This is a genomic window from Streptomyces sp. NPDC126510, from assembly GCF_040302345.1.
Taxonomy (GTDB): domain Bacteria; phylum Actinomycetota; class Actinomycetes; order Streptomycetales; family Streptomycetaceae; genus Streptomyces.
This window is the reverse complement of record NZ_JBEORR010000008.1, coordinates 63,647-84,674: the sequence shown is the minus strand read 5'-3', so window position 1 is coordinate 84,674 and position 21,028 is coordinate 63,647. Positions and strand designations below refer to the sequence as shown.

The 21,028-nt window shown below is 72.2% G+C and carries 20 protein-coding genes; 12 read left to right on the top strand and 8 right to left on the bottom strand.

All coding sequences use genetic code 11. The features are described 5' to 3' along the window. Positions 1-101: 101 nt before the first annotated feature. Complete coding sequence (locus tag ABTX60_RS12905) at positions 102-1,277, top strand: 4-hydroxybenzoate 3-monooxygenase (RefSeq protein WP_352097107.1); 1,176 nt, start codon at positions 102-104, stop codon at positions 1,275-1,277. 158 nt (positions 1,278-1,435) lie between these two features. Further along, a complete protein-coding gene (locus ABTX60_RS12900; RefSeq protein WP_352097106.1) occupies positions 1,436-2,347 on the top strand; it encodes a Bax inhibitor-1/YccA family protein in 912 nt (303 codons plus the stop codon). Positions 2,348-2,426: 79 nt separating this feature from the next. Here the strand turns inward: ABTX60_RS12900 and ABTX60_RS12895 are convergent, their stop codons facing one another. After that, entirely contained in the window at positions 2,427-2,657 is a 231-nt protein-coding gene (locus ABTX60_RS12895; RefSeq protein ID WP_031102797.1) for a DUF4287 domain-containing protein, read from the bottom strand. Positions 2,658-2,758: 101 nt separating this feature from the next. Here ABTX60_RS12895 and ABTX60_RS12890 point away from each other — a divergent pair, with 101 nt between their 5' ends. Beyond that, positions 2,759-3,070: a hypothetical protein gene (locus ABTX60_RS12890; RefSeq protein ID WP_352097105.1), complete on the top strand. Its 312-nt coding sequence runs from the start codon at positions 2,759-2,761 to the stop codon at positions 3,068-3,070. A 70-nt stretch (positions 3,071-3,140) separates the two neighbouring features. Here the strand turns inward: ABTX60_RS12890 and ABTX60_RS12885 are convergent, their stop codons facing one another. The 3 genes from ABTX60_RS12885 to ABTX60_RS12875 all read right to left on the bottom strand — a co-directional run bounded on the left by ABTX60_RS12885 (position 3,141) and on the right by ABTX60_RS12875 (position 6,594). Next, entirely contained in the window at positions 3,141-3,923 is a 783-nt protein-coding gene (locus ABTX60_RS12885) for a hypothetical protein (protein WP_352097104.1), read from the bottom strand. Between the two features lie 273 nt (positions 3,924-4,196). Then, positions 4,197-5,417, bottom strand: coding sequence for an acetyl-CoA C-acetyltransferase (locus ABTX60_RS12880; protein ID WP_352097103.1), 1,221 nt, complete (start codon positions 5,415-5,417; stop codon positions 4,197-4,199). Positions 5,418-5,568: 151 nt separating this feature from the next. Further along, on the bottom strand, positions 5,569-6,594 hold the full coding sequence (locus tag ABTX60_RS12875; protein ID WP_352097102.1) for an SGNH/GDSL hydrolase family protein: 1,026 nt from the start codon (positions 6,592-6,594) through the stop codon (positions 5,569-5,571). 158 nt (positions 6,595-6,752) lie between these two features. Here ABTX60_RS12875 and ABTX60_RS12870 point away from each other — a divergent pair, with 158 nt between their 5' ends. Beyond that, the gene (locus ABTX60_RS12870; RefSeq protein WP_352097101.1) at positions 6,753-8,141 is read left to right on the top strand and encodes a cystathionine beta-synthase; all 1,389 of its coding nucleotides are present in this window, start codon (positions 6,753-6,755) and stop codon (positions 8,139-8,141) included. Between the two features lie 353 nt (positions 8,142-8,494). Here the strand turns inward: ABTX60_RS12870 and ABTX60_RS12865 are convergent, their stop codons facing one another. Then, entirely contained in the window at positions 8,495-9,361 is an 867-nt protein-coding gene (locus ABTX60_RS12865) for a helix-turn-helix transcriptional regulator (RefSeq protein ID WP_352097100.1), read from the bottom strand. A 145-nt stretch (positions 9,362-9,506) separates the two neighbouring features. Between ABTX60_RS12865 and ABTX60_RS12860 the strand changes: the two genes are divergently transcribed. Then, positions 9,507-10,268, top strand: a complete 762-nt coding sequence (locus tag ABTX60_RS12860) for an SDR family oxidoreductase (RefSeq protein ID WP_352097099.1) — start codon at positions 9,507-9,509, stop codon at positions 10,266-10,268. Positions 10,269-10,288: 20 nt separating this feature from the next. Here ABTX60_RS12860 and ABTX60_RS12855 read toward each other — a convergent pair whose 3' ends face one another. Then, the gene (locus ABTX60_RS12855; protein ID WP_352097319.1) at positions 10,289-10,714 is read right to left on the bottom strand and encodes a hypothetical protein; all 426 of its coding nucleotides are present in this window, start codon (positions 10,712-10,714) and stop codon (positions 10,289-10,291) included. 174 nt (positions 10,715-10,888) lie between these two features. On the opposite strand from ABTX60_RS12855, the gene ABTX60_RS12850 reads away from it, so the two are divergent. Further along, positions 10,889-11,731 (top strand): MurR/RpiR family transcriptional regulator, encoded by an 843-nt coding sequence (locus ABTX60_RS12850; RefSeq protein WP_352097098.1) that lies wholly within the window; start codon positions 10,889-10,891, stop codon positions 11,729-11,731. 90 nt (positions 11,732-11,821) lie between these two features. Next, positions 11,822-12,406, top strand: a complete 585-nt coding sequence (locus tag ABTX60_RS12845; RefSeq protein WP_352097097.1) for a hypothetical protein — start codon at positions 11,822-11,824, stop codon at positions 12,404-12,406. Between the two features lie 223 nt (positions 12,407-12,629). On the opposite strand, the gene ABTX60_RS12840 is transcribed toward ABTX60_RS12845, so the two are convergent. Beyond that, positions 12,630-14,003: a type III PLP-dependent enzyme domain-containing protein gene (locus ABTX60_RS12840; RefSeq protein WP_352097096.1), complete on the bottom strand. Its 1,374-nt coding sequence runs from the start codon at positions 14,001-14,003 to the stop codon at positions 12,630-12,632. Positions 14,004-14,138: 135 nt separating this feature from the next. Here ABTX60_RS12840 and hutU point away from each other — a divergent pair, with 135 nt between their 5' ends. The 5 genes from hutU to ABTX60_RS12815 all read left to right on the top strand — a co-directional run bounded on the left by hutU (position 14,139) and on the right by ABTX60_RS12815 (position 20,040). Next, entirely contained in the window at positions 14,139-15,803 is a 1,665-nt protein-coding gene (hutU, locus tag ABTX60_RS12835) for a urocanate hydratase (protein ID WP_352097095.1), read from the top strand. A 29-nt stretch (positions 15,804-15,832) separates the two neighbouring features. Further along, complete coding sequence (locus tag ABTX60_RS12830; RefSeq protein WP_352097318.1) at positions 15,833-17,035, top strand: allantoate amidohydrolase; 1,203 nt, start codon at positions 15,833-15,835, stop codon at positions 17,033-17,035. Next, complete coding sequence (locus ABTX60_RS12825; protein WP_352097094.1) at positions 17,026-18,378, top strand: formimidoylglutamate deiminase; 1,353 nt, start codon at positions 17,026-17,028, stop codon at positions 18,376-18,378. Before ABTX60_RS12830 ends, ABTX60_RS12825 begins: the two co-directional genes overlap by 10 nt. Beyond that, the gene (hutI, locus tag ABTX60_RS12820; protein ID WP_352097093.1) at positions 18,375-19,652 is read left to right on the top strand and encodes an imidazolonepropionase; all 1,278 of its coding nucleotides are present in this window, start codon (positions 18,375-18,377) and stop codon (positions 19,650-19,652) included. Before ABTX60_RS12825 ends, hutI begins: the two co-directional genes overlap by 4 nt. Before the next feature lie 61 nt (positions 19,653-19,713). Next, positions 19,714-20,040, top strand: coding sequence for a hypothetical protein (locus ABTX60_RS12815; RefSeq protein WP_352097092.1), 327 nt, complete (start codon positions 19,714-19,716; stop codon positions 20,038-20,040). Positions 20,041-20,113: 73 nt separating this feature from the next. Here the strand turns inward: ABTX60_RS12815 and ABTX60_RS12810 are convergent, their stop codons facing one another. Then, on the bottom strand, positions 20,114-21,028 hold the full coding sequence (locus tag ABTX60_RS12810) for an RNA polymerase sigma factor SigF (protein WP_502992314.1): 915 nt from the start codon (positions 21,026-21,028) through the stop codon (positions 20,114-20,116).

The window sequence follows — 21,028 nt, the reverse complement described above, 5'->3', positions numbered from 1 at the left end:
TCACGGCGTGCCCGTTGACAGCGACCGCATGCCGTCGGAGACTCACACCACATAGTGAAAGAAATTTCACCTGGCGAACGTGGATGAGAAGAGGTCGTCCGATGCGCACCACCGTCGGCATCATCGGAGCGGGCCCCGCCGGCCTCCTCCTCGCCCGGCTGCTCCACAACGCGGGCATCGACTCGGTCGTCCTGGAGAGCCGCGACCGCTCCTACGTCGAACGGCGGCAGCGCGCCGGGATCCTGGAGCAGGGCACGGCGGACGTGCTGCGCGCGGCCGGCGCCGGGGAGCGCATGGACCGCGAGGGGCTGCGCCACGACGGCATCGAGCTCCGCTTCGACCGAAGTCGTCACCGCGTCGACTTCCCCGCCCTCACCGGCGGCCGGTCCGTGACGGTCTACGCCCAGACCGAGGTCTGCAAGGACCTCATCGCCCTCCAACTCCGGGAGGGCGGCCCGCTGCTGTTCGAGGCGGAGGCGCTGGCCGTCGAGGACGCGGACACGGACGCCCCGCGCGTCCGCTTCCGGCACGAGGGCCGCGAGGACGTCCTCCAGTGCGCCTACGTCGTCGGCTGTGACGGCTTCTGGGGCGTGGCCCGCAAGGCGATCCCCGCGGAACTGGTCCGGGTCTTCGAACGGACGTACCCCTTCGGCTGGCTCGGCATCCTCGCCGACGTGCCGCCCTCGCACGACGAGCTCGTCTACGCCCGCCACGACCGCGGGTTCGCCCTCCTCTCCATGCGCTCACCGGCCGTCTCCCGCCTCTACCTCCAAGTGCCCGACGGCACCGACGCCGGGGCGTGGGGCGACGAGGAGATCTGGGACGAACTGGAGCGCCGGTTCGAGACCGCCGACGACTGGCGCCTGGAGCGCGGCCCGATCACCCAGAAATCGGTCACGCCCATGCGCTCCTACGTCCACGAGCCCATGCGCCACGGCCGCCTCTTCCTCGCCGGTGACGCGGCGCACATCGTCCCCCCGACCGGGGCCAAGGGCCTGAACCTCGCCGTCGGCGACGTGGTGACCTTCGCCCGGGGCCTGATCCACCGCCAGGAGACCGGATCGGCGGAGCTGCTCGACGCCTACTCCGCGACCTGCCTGCGCCGGGTCTGGCAGGCGGAGCGGTTCTCGTACGACATGACGACCCTGCTGCACCGCGCACCCGGCGCGACGCCCTTCGAGGACCGGCTCCAGCTCGCCCGGCTGGAGCGGATCGCCTCCTCCCGCGCCGCCGAGACGGACCTGGCGGAGGCGTACACGGGCTTCCCCTTCGGGTGAGCCCGCGGACGACCCCCTCCGGTGAGGGGAATCACCACGCCGCGTAGCGTGTTGCGCAGCACGACGAGGGAAAGATCCTCCCCAAGCAGTAGGGTCATTCCTTTGCCTACCTATTACTCTTGAGCCAAGGCCACGCCTGGTGGCCATGGAGGAGTGAAATGAGGAGCAGAAACCCGGTCTTCTCGCGACGGGGGTTCAGCCGCGACAACGGCTACGCGGGCTTCAACACCGCGCCGCAGGCCGGGGGTCCCGCTGTCGCCACCCAGGGGAACCCGTACGCCCAGCCGACGGGCAACCCGTACGCGCAGAACCCGTACGCGCAGAACCCTTACGCCCAGCAGCAGGACTCGCAGTACGGCGCGCCGCCGCAGGCTCCGGCCACCACCGGCCGGATGACCATCGACGACGTCGTCCTGCGCACGGCGAGCACGCTCGGCGTGCTCATCCTCACCGCGGCGCTCTCCTGGGCCCTGCTGCCGATCGACGACGCCAACATCAGCCGTAGCTACGGCATCGGTATCGGCGCCGCGCTGATCGGCATGGTCCTGGCGTTCGTGCAGTCCTTCAAGCGCAAGGCCTCGCCCGCGCTGATCCTGACGTACGCCGCGTTCGAGGGTGTCTTCCTCGGCGTCGTGTCCAACATCGTCGACAACCGCATCGCCGACGGTGCGGCCATGCAGGCCGTGATCGGCACCATGGCGGTCTTCGCCGGTGTGCTGATCGCGTACAAGGCCGGCTGGATCCGCGTCAACCGCCGCTTCTACGGCTTCGTGATGGCGGCCGCGCTCGGCTTCATCCTGCTGATGACCGTGAACCTGCTGTTCGCGGTGTTCGGCGGCGGTGACGGCCTGGGCTTCCGCAGCGGTGCGCTCGGCGTCGTCTTCGGCGTCATCGGCATCATCCTCGGCGCCTGCTTCCTCGCCCTGGACTTCAAGCAGGTCGAGGACGGCATCGCCTACGGCGCCCCGCGCGAGGAGGCCTGGCTCGCGGCCTTCGGCCTCACGCTGACGCTGGTGTGGATCTACATGGAGTTCCTGAGGATCCTCTCGATCCTCAACAGCAGCGACTGATCCTCGACGATCGTCGCGCGAAGGGCCCCGGCTTCGGCCGGGGCCCTTCGTCGTCGGGAGGACGGTGTGGTGGGCGCGCCTAGAGCAGTTTGCGCGCGGCCCTCCTCAGGTCGTACTCGTGGATGATCGCCTTGGCGTGGCCGTACGCGAGGTTGTGTTCGTGCCGGAGCCAGCTGACCTTTTCCTCGAAGCGGAAGAGCGCCGGGCCATCTTCGACGGTGCGCAGCCAGTCGGAGATCTCACGACCGGTGCAGTGGGGGATGCGGGCGAGCATGTTGCGGTGGGTCTCTTCGGAGAAGACTTGGGACATCGGCGCCTCCGGACGCTGGGATGTAAGCCGGTCCTTCAGGTCACCGTGCCTGAGTGTTCGCCCGTTGGCAACAGTCCCGGTGCGGCGCGTACGCTCACGGCGTGGTTGATACGACGCCTCTGACCCGTGCGGTGGAGCACTTCGCCGATCGATTGAGGGCCGCGCCCCAGAGCCGGTTGCAGCGCGGCGCTGCCGCGGAAGCGCTGGCGCTGGCCCGGCAGCTCGCTCGGTGGGCGCAGGAGCTGGAGGAACCGGGCGTGGCGCCTCGGGAGATGCCGGATGCGGGGATGTTCGCGGCGGCGGATCAGATCACCGTTGCCGGACATGATCTGGCCGTTGTGCTTCGCAGCGATGCCGACGTCGATGAAGCGTTGACGTTGGTGGAGGAGGCGCAGAAGCGGGCGGGGGTCTGAGCGACGTTTGCGGGTGCGGGTTTCGTGTGGTTGCTCGCGCAGTTCCCCGCGCCCCTTCGGGGGCGCTTCCCTACAGGGACGCGATGACCCTGTCCGCCAGGATGTAGACGTTCTCCTCGCCGCACTCGAACGTCAGCGTGTAGGCGCCCGAGATGCCGGAGCCGCCCAGGAGGACCGGGGTGGCGCCCGCGCGGAGGGCCGCGGCGAGGTGCTCCGCGGTCTCCCGGTGGCCCGGGGTCATGCACAGGGTCGTGCCGTCGGCGAAGACGTACACGTCCAGCGTGCCCAGCGGGCCGGGGCGCACGTCCGTCAGCTCGACGCGGGAGGAGGCCAGCTCCTCCAGGGTGGCGACGGTGCGCTCGTGGTCGTTCACGACCGGCGACTGGGCCGGTACGAAGTCCGGGTGGGAGGGGTGGCGACGGCGGGCCGCGGCCAGCTCAGGGGAGTCGGCGACCGGCTCCTCGGCGTCCGCGCCCGGCTCGGACACCGGCTCAAGGCCTGCGAAATCGGCCTGGCGGGGCAGGAACAGGTCGTGCTCGGGCAGGCCCAGCATCGGGGGTGCGTCGGAGGCGTCGCGGGCCTCCTGGGCGGCCCAGAACGCCCGCGCCTCGGCGAGCTCCCGCTCGCGCTCCTCGGCGAGTGCCGCCGCCACGGCGGCACGTATCTCATCGGTGTCGGCAGCGGTACGGGCGGCGGGCAGCAGCGCACGGGTGGTGGCTGCGCGGCTCTCGGCCAGCGCGGTGTGCAGGGCCGCGACCTGTCGGCGCAGCTGCAGGACGGTGCGCAGGACGGCGACGCCCACGGCGCCCGTGGCGGCCGTGGTGACCAGCAACGCGATCGGCATGGCGCTCACTGACGTACTCCCGGTTCAAAGTCGACCCCCGACTTCCTACATCAGCTTGAAGGGCGGACTAACCAGCTGTCAGTGCGTAACATCACGAAACGGACAGGGCTTCGGTGCCGGGGGAGGGGGTGGGGCTGCTGTGACCTGCGCTTCTCCCCTGGCGGAGGGAGATAGGTCACATCCTGGGGGAGATTGGATCACAAAACAGCCCAGAACCCTGGTGTTTCCAGGGTTCTGGGCTCAAGGCTCACAGCGGGTGCTATGGCGGCTACGGCCTGCCGCTCAGCTGAGGCGCTCGATGACCATGGCCATGCCCTGGCCGCCGCCGACGCACATCGTCTCCAGACCGAACTGCTTGTCGTGGAACTGGAGAGAGTTGATCAGCGTGGTCGTGATGCGGGCGCCGGTCATGCCGAAGGGGTGGCCGACGGCGATCGCGCCGCCGTTGACGTTCAGCTTCTCCAGCGGGATGCCCAGGTCGCGGTAGGAGGGGATCACCTGGGCGGCGAACGCCTCGTTGATCTCGACAAGGTCGATGTCGCCGATGCCCAGCCCGGCGCGGCGCAGCGCCTGGTTGCTGGCCTCCACGGGGCCGAGGCCCATGATCTCGGGCGAGAGGCCGGAGACGCCGGTCGAGACGATGCGGGCGAGCGGGGTGAGGCCGAGCTCGCGGGCCTTGGTGTCGGACATGATCACGAGGGCCGCGGCACCGTCGTTCAGCGGACAGCAGTTGGCGGCCGTGACCATGCCGTCGGGACGGAAGACCGGCTTGAGGCCCTGCACGCCCTCCAGGGTGACGCCGGCGCGGGGGCCGTCGTCCTTGGAGACGACCGTGCCGTCGGGGAGGGTGACCGGGGTGATCTCGCGCTCCCAGAAGCCGTTCTTGATGGCTTCCTCGGCGAGGTTCTGCGAGCGGACGCCGAACTCGTCCATGTCCTGGCGGGTGACGCCCTTGGTGCGGGCCAGGTTCTCGGCGGTCTGGCCCATCGCGATGTACGGGTCGGGCAGCAGGCCGTCCTCGCGCGGGTCGTGCCAGGTCGAGCCCTCGGACTCGGCGACCGCGGCGGTGCGGGCCTCGGCGTCGGCGAACAGCGGGTTGTGCGTGTCCGGAAGGCTGTCGGAGTTGCCCTTGGCGTAACGGGAGACCGTCTCGACGCCGGCCGAGATGAAGACGTCGCCCTCACCGGCCTTGATGGCGTGCAGGGCCATCCGCGAGGTCTGCAGGGAGGAGGAGCAGTACCGGGTGACGGTGCAGCCCGGCAGGTGGTCCATGCCCATCTGCACGGCGACGACGCGGCCGAGGTTGTGGCCCTGCTCGCCGCCGGGCAGGCCGCAGCCGAGCATCAGGTCGTCGATGTCCCTCGGGTCGAGCTCGGGGACCTTGGCCAGTGCGGCCTGGATGATCGTGGCGGTCAGGTCGTCCGGTCGCACGTCCTTCAGGGAGCCCTTGAAGGCGCGGCCGATGGGGGAGCGGGTGGCTGAGACGATCACGGCTTCGGGCATCACGGCTCCATTGACGTACCGGGTGGTCTGGCAGGGCTGTGTGGGAAGTTACCCGTACGTATCGGCCTGGGTCACGGGTGTCACGGTGTGACCCTGGCCGCAGTTTCCAAGCGCTTGCTTTGCGGTGCTCCTCAGCTCGAAGCGGTGCTCCTCAGCTCGAAGGCGTCGCGGGGGCCGGCTCCTGCTCGGGTACCCGCCTTCGCCGCCGGCGCTTCAGCAGGGCCCACGGGCCGCGCGGCCCGCTCGGCATCGCCGCCGCGACCTCCGTGCCCGCCTCGGAGGCGGCCTCGGCCGCCGCCCGTGCCACCGGCAGGAAGCCCTCGCGGCGGGAGGCGTCCGGGCGCTCCTCCTCGGCGGGCCACAGGCCGAGCGACGCGCAGACGGTCGGCAGCACCGCCATCGCCGCCGTCGCGTAGCCCTCGGCCGAGGGGTGGTAGCTGTCAGGACCGAACAGCTCACGCGGGTTCTCGGCGAACTCGGGGCCCAGCAGGTCGCCCAGCGACACGGTGCGGCCGCCCTGTTCGACGGCTCCGATCGTCTGGGCTGCCGCCAGCTGCCGCGAGGCCCGCCGGGCCAGCCAGCGCAGAGGCTGCCGGACCGGCTCGATCGTGCCGAGGTCCGGGCAGGTGCCGACCACGACCTCCGCACCCGCCGTGCGCAGCCGCCGCACCGCCGAGGCCAGACAGCGCACCGAGCGGGTCGCCGGCATGCGGTGCGTGACGTCGTTGGCCCCGACCATGATCACGCAGATGTCGGGCACCGGAGCGGGATCGGCCAGCACCAGGGACACCTGGCGGTCCAGGTCGTCCGAGCACGCCCCCGGGGTCGCCACCGTGCGCAGCTCAACCGGGCGCTCCGCCAGCGCGGCCAGCCCCGACGCCAGCAGCGCCCCCGGTGTCTGCCCGCCCCGGTGCACCCCCTGGCCCGCGGCCGTGGAGTCACCCAGCATCGTCAGCCTCAGCGGTGCCTCGCCCGGACCGGCGTACGTACGGCCGTACAGCCCGTCCGCGTGCGGCACATGAGGAGACGTGCCGTTGCCCACCCGGCGCCGCGCCAGGTGCACCTCGGCCAGCACCAGCCCGACCGCCGCCGCCCCGGCCAGACCGACCCCGCCGCCGCCGTACGCCGCGCCGGCGGCGATCCGCCGAGCGGCCCTCGCCCTCGACATGCTCGTCATGCGTCGCTGCCACCTCCTCGAACCCGTACACCCAGTGCTTGCCCCGTACAGGCCGTCGCCCAATCGCGACGGGGAGTGAACGACCGTCACGGACCACGGCGAGGTCATAGGCTGGCGGCACCATCAGGACCACTTCTTTGCGGCATCCGGAGACAACGGTGCGATTCCACGACTCGATGATCAGCCTCGTCGGCAACACCCCGCTGGTGAAGCTCAACAGCGTGACCAAGGGCATCAGGGCGACCGTCCTGGCCAAGGTGGAGTACTTCAACCCCGGCGGTTCGGTGAAGGACCGCATCGCCCTGCGCATGATCGAGGCGGCGGAGGAGAGCGGCGCGCTCAAGCCCGGCGGCACGATCGTCGAGCCGACCAGCGGCAACACCGGCGTCGGACTCGCCATCGTCGCCCAGCAGAAGGGCTACAAGTGCATCTTCGTGTGCCCCGACAAGGTGAGCACCGACAAGATCAACGTGCTGCGCGCCTACGGTGCCGAGGTCGTCGTCTGCCCGACGGCCGTCGACCCCGAGCACCCGGACTCGTACTACAACGTCTCGGACCGGCTGGTCCGTGAGACGCCCGGGGCCTGGAAGCCGGACCAGTACTCCAACCCCAACAACCCGCTCTCCCACTACCACTCGACCGGCCCCGAGCTGTGGGAGCAGACGGAGGGGAAGATCACCCACTTCGTGACGGGCGTGGGCACCGGCGGCACCATCTCCGGGACCGGCCGCTACCTCAAGGAGATCAGCGACGGCTCCGTGAAGGTCGTCGGCGCGGACCCCGAGGGCTCCGTCTACTCCGGCGGCTCCGGCCGGCCCTACCTCGTCGAGGGCGTCGGCGAGGACTTCTGGCCGACCGCCTACGACCGGACCGTCGCGGACGAGATCGTCGCCGTCTCCGACAAGGACTCCTTCCAGATGACCCGCCGCCTGGCCAAGGAGGAGGGGCTCCTGGTGGGCGGCTCCTGCGGCATGGCGGTCGTCGCCGCGCTGGAGGTCGCCGAGCGGCTCGGCCCGGACGACGTCGTCGTGGTCCTGCTGCCGGACAGCGGCCGCGGCTACCTCAGCAAGATCTTCAACGACGAGTGGATGGCCGACTACGGCTTCCTGGAGGACACGGGCCCGAGCGCCCGGGTCGGCGACGTCCTGAACGACAAGGAGGGCGACCGCATGCCCTCCCTCGTCCACATGCACCCGGAGGAGACGGTCGGTCAGGCCATCGAGGTGCTGCGCGAGTACGGCGTCTCGCAGATGCCGGTCGTCAAGCCGGGCGCCGGCCACCCCGACGTGATGGCGGCCGAGGTCGTCGGCTCGGTCGTGGAACGCGAGCTGCTGGACGCGCTGTTCAGCAAGAGCGCCTCGCTGGAGGACCCGCTGGAGAAGCACATGTCCGGCCCGCTGCCCCAGGTCGGCTCCGGCGAGCCGGTCGCGGACCTGATGGCCGTGCTGGGCAAGGCGGACGCGGCGATCGTCCTCGTCGAGGGCAAGCCGACCGGTGTGGTCAGCCGGCAGGACCTGCTGTCCTTCCTCGCCCGCACGGGAAAGTGACGGCCGACACCCGGTGAACCGCCGTTGAACCGGGTGAACTTGCGGCGTCCGTGATCTTCGCCCGCTTCGCGGAACCGGTACGCGGGTGTCACGTTCGCGCAGCACTCGCTTAACACGGGTCCTGCACATTGGTGGGTGTCGGCAAGGGCGGGAGCGGCTCCCCGCCCGGGCCGGCGGCGAACGGCGTCAACGGACCTCCGGAGCGGCTCCCGGACCTCCACGGACGCCATGGACGCGCAAGCCCGGCCCTGACCAGGTCCGCGTCCTTCGCGGGGACCGCCGTCGTCCCGCCCCCCGTTCACGGGGGTGCGGCGGTCCCCGCGCAACTCACCTCGAATCCCACCCGTGCGTTGTCAGCCCGTGTGGCTCGTCGCCCAGCTCCCCAGCAGCGCCAGGCGCTCCGCCGTCTCCGAGCCCGGTTCGGGCGAGTACGCCACGATCGTCTGGTCCGGCGCCGACGGGATCGTGAGGGTCTCGTAGGGGAGGGTCAGCAGGCCCGCGACCGGGTGCCGCAGGAGCTTGACCCCGTGGTCGCAGGGCTTGACCAGGTGGTCGGCCCACAGGTGGCGGAACCGCTCGTCGGCCCGGGTCAGTTCGGCGACGAGCTCACCCACGGCCGGGTCGCCGGGGTGGTGGCCCGCCTGCAGACGCAGGTGCGCGACCGTCTGGGCGGTGACGTCGGCCCAGTCCGGGTAGAGCTCGCGCGAGGCGGGGTCGAGGAAGAGACGCCGCGGCAGGCTGAGCTCGTCGCCCGGGCCGCTGAAGCCGAGCACGGCGTCGGCGAGGGCGTTCCAGGCGAGCACCTCCATACGGTGGTCCAGGACGTAGGCAGGGTTGCGGTCCATGCCGTCCAGGAGCAGCTGGACACCCGGGCGCACCCGGGAAGCGGCCGGTGTGCCCGGACCAGCGTGCCCGTCCTGCCGGCGGGGCCTGGCCACCGCCCGCAGGTACGCGTGCTCGGACTCGTCCAGCCGCAGCACCCGCGCGATCGCGTCCAGCACCGCGTCCGACACGCCCCCGGACCGGGTCCGGGAGGGGTCCCCGGGCCCCCTGCCCTGCTCGAGGCGGACGTAGTAGTCGACGCTCACCCCGGCCAGCTGTGCCACCTCCTCGCGGCGCAGGCCCGGGACGCGGCGGCGGCCGTACGACGGCAGCCCCACCTCCTCCGGCCGGATCCGGGCGCGGCGCGAGCGCAGGAAGTCCCCCAGTTCTCCGTCCATGGGCCCGAGCCTAGGCCGTCCGGGCCCGGCGAACCTGGTACTGGCAGACCCAGGAAAAGCGCAGCCCTGGGTAAGGCGGGCGCAGCCGCCGAGGGTGGTGTCCGAGGCCGGGGAGACGCCCCGGCCGGCACCGAGGAGGAACCCCATGTCGTACGACAGCCTGGCCGGGCGTACCGCCGTCGTCACCGGAGCCGCGAGCGGCATCGGCGAGGCCGTCGCCGTGCTGCTGGCCGCCCAGGGTGCCCGGGTGGCGCTGGTGGCCCGGCGGGTGGAACGGCTCACGGCGATCGCCGGGAAGATCCGGGCCGACGGCGGGCAGGCCCTGGCCGTCGCGGCCGACGTCACCGACGAGACGTCCGTGGCGGACGCCGCCGACCGCGTCCACGCGGAGTACGGGACCGTCGACCTGGTCGTGAACTGCGCCGGTGTGATGCTGCCGCACCCCGTCGACGCCCGGCGCACCGACGAGTGGCAGCGGATGCTCGACACCAACGTCGCCGGGGTGCTGCGGATGATCGGCGCCTTCACCGGCGACCTGGTGAGCGCCGCCGCGGACGGCCGTACGGCGGACATCGTGAACATCTCGTCCATCGCCGCGCACGTCAGCTTCCCGAACTACGCGGTGTACGGCGCGTCGAAGGCGGCCGTCACCTATCTGTCGGAGGCCCTGCGCGGGGAGTTCGGGCCACGGGACGTCCGGGTCACCAACATCGAGCCCGGATTCGTCGAGAGCGAGCTGCGCACCCACATCTCCGACGCGGAACTGTCCCGGCAGGTCGAGGGCATGCTCGACGTGGTGGGCGCGCTGTCGGCGGAGGAGCTGGCCGACCTGGTGGCCTACGTGACGAGCCGGCCCCGCCGGGTCAATCTGCGGCAGATCGTCGCGCTGCCGACGCGGCAGGCCTGAAGCGGGCCGGGGACGGACGCTCAGTCCTCCCAGCCACTGTCCCGGGAGGACTTGGGGCGGCGGCCGAAGAGGTTCGGGTCGGCTCGGGCCGCCTGGACGACGTTGACGCCGACGATGCCCGCCCAGGCGACCAGCATGCCGGGCAGCTGGGCCACGCCCCCGCCGATCGCGGACAGCGGCACCGCGAGGACCAGGGAGACGATCCCGAAGCCGAACCGCTCGCCCCAGGAGTCCGTGGCCTTCGGCGACCGGGAGTCCCGGGCCGTCTGCATCTGCTGCTCGGCGAGCTGCCGGCGCACCCGGCGGTCCACCGCCCCGTCGATCCGCTGGTCGACCTTCTCCAGGAAGGAGTCGACCAGCGCCGACTCGTACTCCTCGCCCAGATCCCTGCGGGCGTGCAGGGTGGCGTCGAGTTCCCTCTTCAGGTCGGTGTCCCGCGCGTCCATTCCGGTCATGCGGCCCACGGTAGAAAACGCCACCGCCGGCCGCACTGGGGTTAGCCCCCGTGTTCCGCCGGGGGCTCGCGGTCGGACCTCCCCGGTCCCTCCCGGTCCGGCTTGCCGCTCTGCATATGCTCATGCAGAATCCTCAGCTACTGAATAGGCGAGGGGGAGCACGTCATGAGCGTGACCGACAGCCCTGCCGCGCGGCTGCAGGCGCTCTTCGAGGGCCACCGGCTGACGCCGACCCAGCGGCGCATCGCGCACAGCATGGTGCGGCGCGCCGCCGACGTGCCGTTCCTGTCGAGCGTGGAGTTGGCCGAGCTGGCCGGGGTCAGCCAGCCGTCCGTGACCCGCTTCGCCGTCGCCCTGGGCTTCGACGGGTACCCCGCCCTGCGGCGTCATCTGCGCGAGGTCACCCCTGCCGAACCCGTCGACGAGGCCGGGGCCCGCAACGAGTACCAGCAGGCCGTCGAGGCCGAGATCGAGAACCTGCGGCACCTCGCGGAGGCGCTGGCCGACCCCGCACCCCTGCAGCGCGCGGGGCGCCTCCTCGCGGCCTCCCAGCCCCTCCTCGTCCTCGGGCTGCGGGCGGCCGCCGCCCAGGCACACGGCTTCGCCTACTTCGCCGCCAAGGTCCATCCCGACGTACGGCTGCTCGGCGAGGGCGGCACGATGCTCCAGGACCGCATCGACGCAGCCGTGCGGGCCGGCGCGAGCGCGCTGCTCTGTTTCGCGCTGCCCCGGCACCCCCGCGAGGTCGTCGACACCCTCGCCTACGCCAAGGAGGCCGGGCTGACCGTCGTCACGGTCGCCGACTCCGCCTTCGCACCCGTCGCCAAGGTGTCCGACCTGCTGCTCCCCGCCGCCGTCGGCACCGGCCTCGCCTTCGACACGGCCTGTGCGCCGATGCTGCTCGGCCGGGTCCTGCTGGAGGCCATGTGCGACGACCTGCCCCAGGCCCAGGCCCGCCTGGAGGAGTTCGACACGAGGGCGGCGGCGCGGGGCCTGTTCGTCGACTGACGCCGCGGCGGCGTCTTCTCAGACTCGTCTCACGTTGCGTCGCTACCGTACGTCTCCCCAAAGACTTCGGAGACCGGACGGAGGCTGGACGTGACACGCGGAGGACAGGGGCTGGCCCGGGTGGCCGTCGTGGTACGGGCGGGGGCGGCCCCGCTGTGGTGGCTCGGAGTTGTCGCGGCGGGCATCGGCCTGCTCGCACCGGGCCTGACCGGACGCCGCATCGGCGTCCTGACCGGAGCGGCCCTCTTCGTCCTGGCGGCGGCCGCCGTGGCCTGCGGCCGCCGCAAGCGCTACGTGGCCCTGGCCGCCTCGGCGTCCCGGGCCGGAAAACACGACGTGCTCCAGGACCGCGCGGTCACGGTACGCAACTGGCGCCGCGGACACCGCTGGTGGCTCCTCCTCGCCTTCCTCGCCGCCCTGGGCAGCGCGTTCGCCGCCCCGGCGGCCGGGGGCATGCTCCTGGCCGGCTGCGGCGCGGGCCTGTGGCTGAAGGCGGCCTGGCTGGGCCGCCGCGAGCAGTCCGACGAGGCACTGCTGTGGGTCCGCGTGGACTGGCTGCGCGGGGGAGCGGCCCACCCGGCCGGCAAGCGCGTGAGGGCGTACCGCAGCACGGGCATCGCGGCGGGCGACGCGTCGCCGGGCGGCGCGCGAAGGAAATCGCCGGCGCTGGTCTGATCGGGCAGTGGTCGACCTACCCAGGGGCGCGGGGCCGTATCGATGTGCGGCTCCGCCGCGTGGGCGCGACGAGCCATGACGCACCCGAGGCCGGCACCCTGGGCGAACCCCCTGCGCTGGTGTGATCGGGCAGTGGTTGGCCGACTCAGGGGCGCGGGCCCGTATCGATGTGCGGCTCCGCCGCGTGGGCGCGACAAGCCACGACGCACCCGAGGCCGGAAACCTACGGAACCTCCCACGGCCCTCGCGTCAACGCGTCCACCTGCGCCCCACCTGACTCGGCCACGACCTCCTCCACGGTTTGCGCCCGCCGCACCACAGCGAACCGCCCGCCCGGACCGAACCCGTACACCCCGGGCCGCACCAGCGAGTTGTACCCGTAGTGATGCGCGAAGTAGTACGCCCCGGTGTCCAGCGCGGCCGCGTAATCCCCCTGTTCCAGCAACGGCATGGACCGCCCCTCCGCCAGCAGGTCCCCCGCGAAGCAAGCCGGTCCCGCGACGTCCTGCACCACCTCCGGCCCTTCCTTCGGCCGCCCCTTCGCGTCGTACGCGGAGATCCGCAACGGCCAGCTCCCCGGCGCGTACACCGTCCGCGCCGCCACCTGCACCCCGGCATGCGTCACGGCCACCGCCCGCCCGCCGGAGGCCTTCGCGTACTCGACCCGTGCCACCACCGTTCCGTGCTTCGCCAGCAGTGACCGCCCGAACTCGGTGACCAGCCCGTACCGCCCGTCGAACAGCCCCGGTACCTCCTCTGCCAGCAGCCGCGCGTACCGCGCGTAGGCCGGGGCCGTCTCCTCCGACGCGAAGTTCACCGGCAGGCCGCCGCCGATGTCGAGCGTGTCGACCTGCCGCCGCCCGGCCCGCCGGTTGATCTCCTCCGCCAGCGCGTACGTCTCCGCCACGCCCCGTGCCATCAGGGCCAGCGGGATGCCCTGGGAGCCGGTGTGCGCGTGCAGCCGGGTCAGCCACGGCCGGTCCAGATAGGCCTGGACGACCCACTCCCGGGCTCCTTCGTCGCGCAGCGCCACCCCGAACTTCGAGGTGGCCGTCGCCGTGGACAGCGCCTCGATGGAGCCCCCGCCGACCTGCGGATTCACTCGGATCCCCAGCGGCGAGCGGCTGGTCGAGGACCGCATCAGGGCGTCGATCCGGGCCAGCTCCTGCGGGTTGTCCGCGTTGACGGCGATGCCCAGGTCCAGCGCCTCGCGCAGCTCGGCCGGCGTCTTCGCGGGCGAGTCGAGCACCGTCATCCGCGACGGCACGCCCGCAGCCCGCGCCAGGGCCAGCTCTCCCGGGCTCGCGACCTCCGCGCCGACGCCCTCCTCGCGCAGCAGCCGCAGCACCGGCACCAGCGGGGTCGCCTTCACCGCGAAGGCGTGCAGCACGGGTGTGCCCGGCGCCAGGACCGCCTCGAACGCCGCCCGCAGCTCCGCAGCCGACTCCCGGATGCCGGTGACGTCCAGCAGCCCGACGATCGGGCTGTCGGGACCGAGCAGCCCTTGCTCCACGGCGGCCCGCACCGCCTCCTCCCGCCGCGCCGCCCGCCGGGCCCCGATGTCGCCCGACTCTTCCGCCTCGATGTGTGTGCCCATGCATCCAGCCAAACATCCAGGGCACCGGCGCGCCGACGCCCCGGCGTATTGACTAGCTCTATTCAGGAGTCCAGGATGTGAATATCCATAGCAACAAACCGCCGGGAGCACCACGCACCCACCAGGAGGCAGACCATGTCAGGACCCCGCCCCGTCCGAGCGCCGCACGGCACGGAACCGAGCGCCCTGGGATGGCAGCAGGAAGCCGCCCTGCGGATGCTGCAGAACAACCTCGACCCGGAGGTCGCCGAGCACCCCGACAAGCTCGTCGTCTACGGCGGCACCGGCAAGGCCGCACGCGACTGGCGCTCCTTCGACGCGATGGTGCGCACGCTGCGGAGCCTGAAGCAGGACGAGACCATGCTGGTCCAGTCCGGCCGCCCCGTCGGCGTCATGCAGACCCACGAGTGGGCCCCGCGCGTCCTCATCGCCAACTCCAACCTCGTCGGCGACTGGGCCAACTGGGAGGAGTTCCGCCGCCTCGAACAGCTCGGCCTGACCATGTACGGCCAGATGACCGCCGGTTCCTGGATCTACATCGGTACCCAGGGCATCCTCCAGGGCACCTACGAGACCTTCGCCGCCGTCGCCGCGAAGAAGTTCGGCGGGACGCTCGCCGGCACCATCACCCTGACCGCCGGTCTCGGCGGCATGGGCGGCGCCCAGCCCCTCGCCGTGACCATGAACGACGGCGTCGCGATCTGCGTCGACTGCGACCCGCGTGCCATCGAGCGGCGCATCGAGCACCGGTACCTCGATGTGAAGGCCGACAGCCTCGACCACGCGCTGAAGCTGGCGACCGAGGCCCGCGACGCCCGCCGCCCCCTGTCCATCGGCGTCCTCGGCAACGCGGCCGAGCTGGTCCCGCAGCTCCTCGCCATGGGCGCGCCCATCGACATCGTGACCGACCAGACCTCGGCCCACGACCCGCTGGCCTACCTGCCGCTGGGTACCGCCTTCGAGGACATGGCCGACGCCGCCGCCAAGGACCCGGCCGGCTTCACCACCCGGGCCCGCGAGTCCATGGCCCGGCACGTCGAGGCCATGGTCGGCTTCATGGACGCCGGCGCCGAGGTCTTCGACTACGGCAACTCCATCCGCGGCGAGGCCCAGCTCGCCGGATACGACCGGGCCTTCGCCTTCCCCGGCTTCGTCCCCGCCTACATCCGCCCGCTGTTCTGCGAGGGCAAGGGCCCCTTCCGCTGGGCCGCCCTGTCCGGCGAGGCCTCCGACATCGCCAAGACCGACAAGGCCATCCTCGACCTCTTCCCGGAGAACGAGTCCCTCGCCCGCTGGATCAAGATGGCCGGCGAACGCGTCCACTTCCAGGGCCTGCCCGCCCGCATCTGCTGGCTCGGCTACGGCGAGCGGGACAAGGCCGGCGAGCGGTTCAACGACATGGTCGCGAGCGGGGAGCTCGCCGCGCCGGTCGTCATCGGCCGCGACCACCTCGACTGCGGCTCCGTCGCCTCCCCCTACCGCGAGACCGAGGCCATGCTCGACGGGTCCGACGCGATCGCCGACTGGCCGCTGCTGAACGCCATGGTGAACGTCGCCTCCGGGGCGTCCTGGGTGTCCCTCCACCACGGCGGCGGCGTCGGAATGGGCCGGTCCATCCACGCCGGGCAGGTGACGGTGGCCGACGGCACGGCACTCGCGGGCGAGAAGATCCGCCGGGTGCTCACCAACGACCCCGGCATGGGCGTCATCCGGCACGTCGACGCCGGGTACGACATCGCCGAGTCGGTGGCGGGGGAGCGGGGCGTCCGCGTCCCCATGCGCGAAGGTGATTCGGCGTGACCCGGAGCGACGGCGGCTCCTTCCACCACATGTGGCGCGAGCTGCTCCCCATCGGGCGGCACTCCGCCTCCGGCGGCTACCGACGGTTCGCCTGGAGCGGCGTCGACGGCGACTGCCGGGCCTGGTTCGAGGACCAGGCCACCGCCCGCGGGCTGCGCTACGAGGCCGACCGGAACGGCAACCAGTGGGCCTGGCTCGGGGACCCCGCCGAGGGAGACGCCGTCGTCACCGGGTCGCACCTCGACTCCGTGCCGGACGGCGGCGCCTTCGACGGCCCCCTCGGAGTCGTGTCCGCCTTCGCCGCGCTGGACGAGCTGCGCGGCCGGGACGCCCGCTTCGACCGCCCCCTCGCCATCGTGAACTTCGGTGACGAGGAGGGCGCCCGGTTCGGACTCGCCTGCGTCGGGTCCCGGCTCACCGCCGGGCAGCTCACCCGCGAGCAGGCGCACCGCCTCACCGACGGCGACGGCGTGACGCTGCCACGGGCCATGGAAGCGGCCGGATACGACCCGGACGCCATCGGGCCGGACCCCGAACGGCTCGCCCGCATCGGCGCCTTCGTCGAACTGCACGTCGAGCAGGGCCGGGCCCTGGACCTGTCCGGCGACCGGGTCGGCATCGCCAGCGCCATCTGGCCGCACGGCCGGTGGCGGTTCGACTTCCGCGGCGAGGCCAACCACGCCGGCACCACCCGGCTCGCCGACCGCCACGACCCCATGCTCTCCTACGCCGAGACCGTCCTCGCCGCCCGCCGCGAGGCCGAACTCGCCGGAGCCGTCGCCACCTTCGGCAAGATCGCCGTCGAGCCCAACGGCGTCAACGCCATCCCCTCCCTGGTGCGCGGCTGGCTCGACTCCCGCGCCGAGGACCAGGTGAGCCTCGACACCGTCGTCGGCGGCATCGAGAAGGCGGCCCGGAGCTACGCGGACGCGCACGGCGTCGACCTCGACATCGTCCGGGAGTCCTTCACCCCCGTCGTCGAGTTCGACCACGCCCTGCGCGACGAACTCGCCCGCATCCTGGGCACGGACACCGACCTCACGGTCCCCGTCCTCGGCACCGGCGCGGGACACGACGCCGGGATCCTGTCCGGGAGCATCCCGACCGCCATGCTGTTCGTGCGCAACCCCACCGGCGTCTCCCACTCCCCGGCCGAGTCCGCGAGCGAGGACGACTGCGTGGCCGGGGTACTCGCACTCGCCGACGTACTGGAGGGACTGGCGTGCAGGTGACGACAGCAGCGCCGCGGACGTACTGGCTGGAGCACGCCTGGCTCGGCGCTCACGTCGAGCCGGGTGTCACCGTGGAGGTCGCGGACGGCCGCATCGCCGCCGTCCGCACCGGCACCGCCGCCCCGCCCCCCGGCGCCGAGGTCCTGCGCGGGCTCACCCTGCCCGGCCTGGCCAACGCCCACAGCCACGCCTTCCATCGCGCCCTGCGCGGCGCCGTCCAGGTCGGCTCCGGCACCTTCTGGACCTGGCGCGAGGTCATGTACGCCACGGCCGCCCGGCTCACCCCGGACAGCTACCACGCCCTTGCCCGCGCGGTGTACGCCGAGATGGCCCTGGCCGGCATCACGGCGGTCGGCGAGTTCCACTACGTCCACCACGCCCCCGGCGGCACCCCCTACGCCGATCCCAACGCCATGGGCGAGGCCCTCATCGCGGCCGCCGCCGAAGCCGGGATCCGCATCACCCTCCTCGACACCGCCTACCTCTCCTCCGGCTTCGGGCAGCCCCCCACCACCCACCAGCTCCGCTTCTCCGACGGGGACGCCGAGGCCTGGGCCGCACGCTCTTCACTTCTCAAGGAACGGGATCACGCACGGATCGGCGCGGCGATCCACTCCGTACGGGCCGTGCCCGCCGACCAGTTGGAGACCGTCGCGCGGTGGGCCGAGGAGCGGCAGGCCCCGCTCCATGTGCACCTGTCCGAGCAGACCGCCGAGAACGAGGCGTGCCTGGACATCCACGGCTGCACCCCGACCCAGCTCCTCGCCCTGCACGGCGTCCTCGGACCGCGCACCACCGGCGTCCACAACACCCACCTCACCGCCGAGGACATCTCCCTCCTCGGCGGCAGCGGCACCGGCACCTGCATGTGCCCGACCACCGAGCGGGACCTCGCGGACGGCATCGGGCCGGCCGTCGCCCTGCAGAACGAGGGCTCACCGCTCTGTCTCGGCTCCGACAGCCACGCCGTGATCGACCTGCTCGAAGAGGCGCGGGCCCTGGAACTGAACGAGCGCCTGCGCACCCGCACCCGCGGTCACTGGACGGCGGCGGCCCTGCTGCGGGCGGCCTCGCCCGACGGCCACGCGGCCCTCGGCTGGGACGAGGCGGGCGTCCTGGAGACCGGCGCGCTCGCCGACTTCACCACCGTCGCGCTGGACTCGGTCAGGACGGCAGGGCCGCTTCCGCGGCTCGGGGCCGAGACGGCCGTATTCGCCGCGTCGGCAGCGGACGTGTCGCATACGGTCGTGGCAGGCCGGCACGTCGTGCGGGACGGGGTCCACTCCCTCGTACCGGATGTGCCGCGGGCCCTCGCGGACGCCGTCGAAGCCCTGCGCGGATGAAGCCGAAGAATCCGGGCAGCGAATCCGAACCCACCGCCGACCAGGCCACCAAGGACGCCATGAGCAACGCGACGACCGTCAGCCCCGCCCAGTCCGCGAGCACCGCAAGCACGCTCATCACGAACATCGCCAGCCTGGTCACCAACGACCCCTCCCTCGGTGACAATTCCCCCCTCGGACTGGTCCGGGACGCGGCCGTCGTCATCGAAGGCGACCGCGTCGTGTGGACCGGTGATCGAAGCAAAGCACCCGCCACTGACAATCGGGTCGACGCCGGCGGCCGGGCGGTCGTCCCCGGCTTCGTGGACTCCCACTCCCACCTCGTCTTCGCGGGCGACCGGACGCAGGAGTTCAACGCCCGGATGTCCGGGCGGCCGTACAGCGCGGGCGGCATCCGCACCACCGTCGCGGCCACCCGGGCGGCGAGCGACGAGGAACTCGAGGCCGGCGTCACCCGTTACCTCCGCGAGGCCCTCCGCCAGGGCACCACCACGTTCGAGACCAAGTCCGGTTACGGCCTGACCGTCGAGGACGAGGCCCGGGCCCTGCGCATCGCGGCCGCCCACACCGACGAGGTCACCTACCTGGGCGCCCACATCGTCCCGCCGGACTTCGCGGAGGACCCGGCCGGCTACGTAGCGCTGGTCACCGGCGCGATGCTGGACGCCTGCGCCCCGCACGCCCGCTGGATCGACGTCTTCTGCGAGGAGGGCGCCTTCGACGGCGACCAGGCCCGCGCGATCCTCACCGCCGGCAAGGCCAGGGGCCTGCACCCCCGCATCCACGCCAACCAGCTGTCGTACGGCCCCGGCGTGCAGCTCGCGGTCGAGCTCGACGCGGCCAGCGCCGACCACTGCACCCACCTCACCGACGCGGATGTGGACGCCCTGGCGGGCAGCCGTACGGTCGCCACCCTGCTGCCCGGCGCCGAGTTCTCCACGCGGGCCGCGTGGCCGGACGCGCGGCGACTGCTGGACGCGGGTGTCACGGTGGCGCTGTCCACGGACTGCAACCCCGGCTCGTCCTTCACCTCGTCCGTCCCGTTCTGCGTCGCGCTCGCGGTACGGGACATGGGGATGACCCCGGACGAGGCCCTGTGGTCGGCCACGGCGGGCGGGGCGGCGGCCCTGCGGCGCGACGACATCGGCCGTCTCACCCCGGGCGCGTACGCCGACCTGACGCTCCTCGACGCCCCGAGCCACGTCCACCTGGCGTACCGGCCCGGCGTCCCACTGGTCAGCGGGGTGTGGCGGCGCGGAGAGCGCGTGGTGTGATCACCCCACGATCGTGATGCCGCGTCGGAGGACGACGGGCTCGGACGAGGGGCGGGGACGGATGGCGAGGCACTGGTCGGCACCGTTGCTGGTGAACCTGCTGCTGGGGATTCCGGCCGTGGTGCCGGTCTGGCTGCTGTGGTACCTGGCGGCGAACTGGCCGCTGGCCGAACTCGGCCTGACGGCGCGGGAGCCCACGGAGAACGACGGCGTGCTGCCGTGGTTCCTCGTCGCCGGGCCGGTCGTCGCCGTGTTCGGGCTGCTCTGGTGGTCGGCCAACCGTTCGCTGCGGCGCCGTACGGCCCTGCCGCCCGGCCGTTACTGGGCGCTCGGCGTCCTCGCCACGCTGGTGCCGACCCTCGCCCTCATCGTCGTCTCCGTGATGTGAGAGGGGCGACAGGACATGCGCCGGAGGCGGACCGCACGGTCCGCCCCCGGAAGACAGCGTCACCCGGTGAGGATCACTCCTCGACGGTCAGCCCCTTGCGCAGCTTCACCAGCGTCCGCGACAGCAGTCGCGAGACGTGCATCTGCGAGATGTTGAGCTCTTCGCCGATCTCGGACTGGGTCATGCCCGCGACGAACCGCAGGGACAGGATCTTCCGGTCGCGCGGCGGGAGTTCGGCAATCAGCGGCTTCAACGACTCGACGTACTCGATGCCTTCGAGTCCGTGGTCCTCGTAGCCGATGCGGTCCGCGAGCGCGCCCTCGGAGTCGTCCTCCTCCGGCTGGGCGTCCAGCGAGGAGGCGGTGTAGGCGTTCGACGCGGCCATGCCCTCGACGACCTCGTCGTTGGAGATGCCGAGGCGCTCGGCCAGCTCCTTCACCGTCGGGGCGCGGTCCAGCTTCTGGGCCAGCTCGTCACCGGCCTTGGCCAGGTCGAGCCGCAGCTCCTGCAGCCGCCGCGGAACGCGCACGGACCACGAGGTGTCGCGGAAGAAGCGCTTGATCTCGCCGACGATGGTCGGCATCGCGAACGTGGGGAACTCCACACCGCGGGACAACTCGAAGCGGTCGATCGCCTTGATCAGGCCGATGGTGCCGACCTGGATGATGTCCTCCATCGGCTCGCTGCGGGAGCGGAACCGGGAGGCGGCGAACTTGACCAGCGCGAGGTTCAGTTCGACGAGCGTGTTGCGGACGTACGAGTACTCGTGGGTCCCTTCCTCCAGCGTCTCCAGACGCTCGAAGAGGGTCTTGGACAGCGCCCGGGCGTCGACCGCGTCGACTTCCTCGTACGGGGGGATGTCCGGAAGTCCGGCGAGAAGGCCGTCCTGTGTGACGAGCGTCTCGGCCTGCTCGATGGGATCCAGATGGTCCGGAGGGGGTGTCGACGTCGCTTTGTGGGTACGCGATCCGTCGAGCCGGGGTGACAT